This is a genomic window from Psychrobacillus sp. (genome assembly GCF_056205495.1).
Genome location: NZ_JBAEAP010000458.1, coordinates 1 through 3,767 on the forward strand (window position 1 = coordinate 1; position 3,767 = coordinate 3,767).

Here is a 3,767-nt window from a genome sequence, read left to right on the forward strand (position 1 = left end):
AGACCTCGTTTCACGTTATCCTTATCCACCCAAATAACTCCTGCTCCTAGAAAGCCGATGCCGCTAATAACTTGAGCTGCTAATCGCATGGGATCCATATAAGGTCCTTGGTTTAAGGTAGATAAGCTCATCGCCAGTGTAGAACCGAGACATACTAAAATATGCGTACGAATCCCTGCAGGCTTGTGCTTAATAGCCCTCTCTAGCCCTATTAACAGACCTATGAATGTGGCTACTGCTAATCTTATATATAGATCATAATGTGAGTTAAATAATGATGTGACAAAGTCCAATTTGCATTCCACCCTTTAAAAGTTGTTCTTTTTACTACATGCCTTTTAGAGCATTCTTATTTCCAGTAACAAACTTGAGATTTGTTCCCATCCACATCATACAGCTCAAAATAGGTGTTTAGGCCATCCTGCTGTATATCTGTGACCTTTACTCCTCGACTGGATAATGTTTTATGCGCTTCATCTATACTAGAAGAGTAAAAGATTGGATATGTACTATTTCCTCCACCATTTGGCTCTCCCTTTTCAAGAGTCAAGGGTACACCACTTTCTCCAATTTTCAAAATGGCATAGTGGTCCTCCCTATACTGTTCCTCCAGTCCTAGCATCTCCTGATACCAGCTGCTAGCGGTATTAATATCCCGCACCTTTAAGCAGACCGTATCAATTCGTTCGATTATACTCATATGATACCTCCTAAATAAACTGTACTCTTTCTTTTATTCGCTATCGGACGCTTAAGTCCTTTTTAAACCTTACTCCCAATAATTCATCATTAAATCGGTTGCCCATTTTGGCTGCTCCACTTTCCCTTTTGGAAGAAATTCGTTCATCACAGGTTTAATGTCTAGCACTGGTGTCCCACCTATCGCATCTAACCCTTTGACAAAAATCGTTATCCCGTCCCGTTCAACCAATTCAACTGTAGTAAGCCCTATTTTATTTGGGCGATTCTTACCTCGCTGCGCGAATATACCTACCTTCGGATAAGTCGTGTTGTTTCTTGGATGCCTAGCAGTATATTGAACTTGATCGTCAGAAACAAGGTGAAACAAGAAAATTATTTCCACATGACTAAAAGCATCAATACCATCTAGACTGCTCTCATCCCAATCATCGTTTAACCTGATTTCAGAAACTACCTCCCCCCAATAATCATCCTCCGGAGTTTTTCTAGTGTTATGTACTGTTCCAATAGAGCTAACGTGAAATGTATGCATAAATATTCCCCCTTTAAACAAGCATAGCAAACTATACATAAGTGATACATTACTAATTTGTTATGCGAGGTGATAGTTATTTTAAATGAGTGCATTAAAGGATTATGACCAAATCTTGTGGAAATAAAATAGGATAAAGGGGGGATTTATATGATTACAAAAGCAACGAAAGAGGATATCTCATTTATTCTTTCTCATGCAGTAAGCTCTACATATGATGCAACGCAACTAGAGATCAGTGAAGAGAAGGCAATGGCTATGTTTCAAGGCGTTATAGATAAAGGAGGCTTCTATTTAGTTATTAAAGAAGAGGAAGCTATTCAAGGCTGGATCATGTTAGGTGAAAACACAGACTATTTTACTGACAACAAGTATGGGTTTATATATGAAATTTATGTTCTGCTCGCCCATAGAGGAAAAGGGCTTTCTAAAATCCTTATTCATGAAGGGAACTCCTATTTTAAAGAACAAGGCTATGGAGCAGTCCGATTAAATGTTTTTGCCTCCAACTTTGCCAAAGAGATATATAAGAAGGTCGGATTCCAAGAAGTTAATTGTATAATGGAAGTTAAATTATGATATCCTGTTAAACTAAATCACCTAAAGCTCCAAGCGATCCATGCTTGGAGCTTTTTGCATCTCACCGACTTACCATGCTTGAGGCCGGGAATCTTTCTGCTCACTTTTCGGCTCACTCACTTGAAGTATTACATCCGTTTCAGCCCCTGGTCTTAGTAACAATTCATCCTCACGAACAATGTGGTACTCTTCCCATTTTTATACAATCAGAAGGAAAATACATCCTAGATGCACTCATACACATTGTTTTCATTTAAAAGGAGGAGTCAAGTGTGTCAATGTTAACCAGGTGGGCGTTTAGCAACAAAGCAGCAATAACTGTATTAACCGTATTAGTTTTAGTAATTGGGGTGATTAGTTACTTTCGTTTGCCAATGGAGTTTTTACCTTCAGCGGATAACCCACAGGTCACCATTATTACGATGGGCTCAGGAACAGATGCAAAAACAATGGAAACCGAGGTGACTGGTCCTATTGAAGGAGCATTAAACGGTATAAATGGGAAGTCTTCTATCTATTCCAGAACAGGGGATGGATATTCACATATAGACATCGTATATGAATCTGGATACGATATGAAGCAGGCAAAACAGGAGGTACAAGAAGCTTTAGCACACATTTCCTTCCCTTCCGGTATAGCGAAGCCAGTAGTTTCCCAGCTGCATACGTCTATGATCCCTATTGTGAATATCGCTGTTACCTTTGAGGATGGGCTAACGACTGAAAATGTGGAATTTGCAAGGAACACGCTCATCTCACGTTATCAGCAGATCAAAGGAATTTCTAGCGTAGATTTATACGGGGCACATGAATCAACGATTTCGGTTCAATTGGATATGGAAAAAATGCAGGAGAATCAAATTCCGGTTGAATCAGTATTAACTATTCTTCAAGGACAAAATGTTGCGGTGTCTGTTGGAGAGAAGACGGTAAACGGTCAAGTCAGTAATATTAAAGTCATCGGTGACGTAACCAGCTTAGAGAAGTTAAAGCAAATGACAATTTTACCTGAAGTAACACTGGAGGACATCGCTAATATTCAGGAAGCAACCGATTCAGCTTTTATGAGTCATTTTAATGGCAAGGATACACTGGATATGAGTATTACAAAGGATAGTACATCCAATGCAGTGACGATCAGCAAGGAAGCTGAAAAAGTAACAAAGGATTTAAACGAAAAGTATACGCAGCAAGAATCCGTCATTTATGTTTCTTCCTCGGACTTGGTTCAAAATTCTGTCCACACGATGATGAAGGAAGTTTTACTTGGAGCGTTGTTTGCGACTATTTTAATCATGATATTCCTTCGTAACATTCGTTCTACCTTTATTACGATTATTTCGATTCCTCTATCGCTATGCCTGACTTTGTTTTTGTTATCACTATCTGGTGTTACATTAAACATCCTGACACTTGGTGGTGTCGCTGTTGCAGTAGGCAGATTAGTGGATGACAGCATAGTAGTTATAGAAAATATTTTTCGTAAGATGCAGTCCGAAAAGTTTAGTGTTCAAATGGTGATTGATGCCACAAAGCAGGTTGGAGTAGCCATTACAGCCTCGACATTAACGACTGTGGCTGTCTTTCTTCCAATGAGCTTATTAAATGGTTCATTACAGGATTTTTTACTTCCTTTTGCTCTAACTGTTACCTATTCGCTGTTAGCCTCTCTATTAGTTGCTTTAACAGTTGTCCCTATCATGAGTGCTAGCTTATTGAAGAACACGAAGTTACCGGAGCATAAAGCTGCTACTCGTTTTCCAAAGCTTGTCACCTGGTCGTTAAATCATAAGTGGGTTATCTTCTTGATTTCCGCAGCATTATTTTTGGGCTCCATCGGAACATACTTTTTAATACCAAAAGGAGCAGTCAATAGTTCCTCTTCCGATTATATTACCGTCACGTTAACCTATCCAACGAGCACAGCTGCCGAGGAAGTGCAGTCAGAAATGAT

The 3,767-nt window shown here is 39.3% G+C and carries 5 protein-coding genes; 2 read left to right on the forward strand and 3 right to left on the reverse strand.

The annotated features are described in order from the left end of the window. The 3 genes from AC06OU_RS13285 to AC06OU_RS13295 form a co-directional block, all read right to left on the reverse strand. The coding region (locus AC06OU_RS13285) for an MgtC/SapB family protein (RefSeq protein WP_475856370.1) at positions 1-293 on the reverse strand (293 nt) is incomplete at its 3' end. 56 nt (positions 294-349) lie between these two features. Continuing rightward, entirely contained in the window at positions 350-700 is a 351-nt protein-coding gene (locus tag AC06OU_RS13290) for a VOC family protein (protein WP_475856372.1), read from the reverse strand. Positions 701-769: 69 nt separating this feature from the next. Further along, on the reverse strand, positions 770-1,234 hold the full coding sequence (locus AC06OU_RS13295) for an SAM-dependent methyltransferase (RefSeq protein ID WP_475856373.1): 465 nt from the start codon (positions 1,232-1,234) through the stop codon (positions 770-772). Positions 1,235-1,384: 150 nt separating this feature from the next. Between AC06OU_RS13295 and AC06OU_RS13300 the strand changes: the two genes are divergently transcribed. Together AC06OU_RS13300 and AC06OU_RS13305 are read left to right on the forward strand one after the other, a co-directional pair. Next, positions 1,385-1,813 carry an N-acetyltransferase family protein gene (locus AC06OU_RS13300; protein ID WP_475856374.1) on the forward strand — a complete coding sequence of 143 codons (429 nt, stop codon included), beginning with the start codon at positions 1,385-1,387 and terminating at the stop codon, positions 1,811-1,813. A gap of 278 nt (positions 1,814-2,091) precedes the next feature. Then, positions 2,092-3,767, forward strand: a 1,676-nt coding sequence (locus AC06OU_RS13305) for an efflux RND transporter permease subunit (RefSeq protein ID WP_475856376.1), incomplete at its 3' end; no start/stop codon positions are given.

Coding starts and splice junctions, on each gene's coding strand:
- AC06OU_RS13290 (WP_475856372.1), bottom strand. CDS start 700: ATGAGTATAATCGAACGAATTGATACGGTCTGCTTAAAGGTGCGGGAT.
- AC06OU_RS13295 (WP_475856373.1), bottom strand. CDS start 1,234: ATGCATACATTTCACGTTAGCTCTATTGGAACAGTACATAACACTAGA.
- AC06OU_RS13300 (WP_475856374.1), top strand. CDS start 1,385: ATGATTACAAAAGCAACGAAAGAGGATATCTCATTTATTCTTTCTCAT.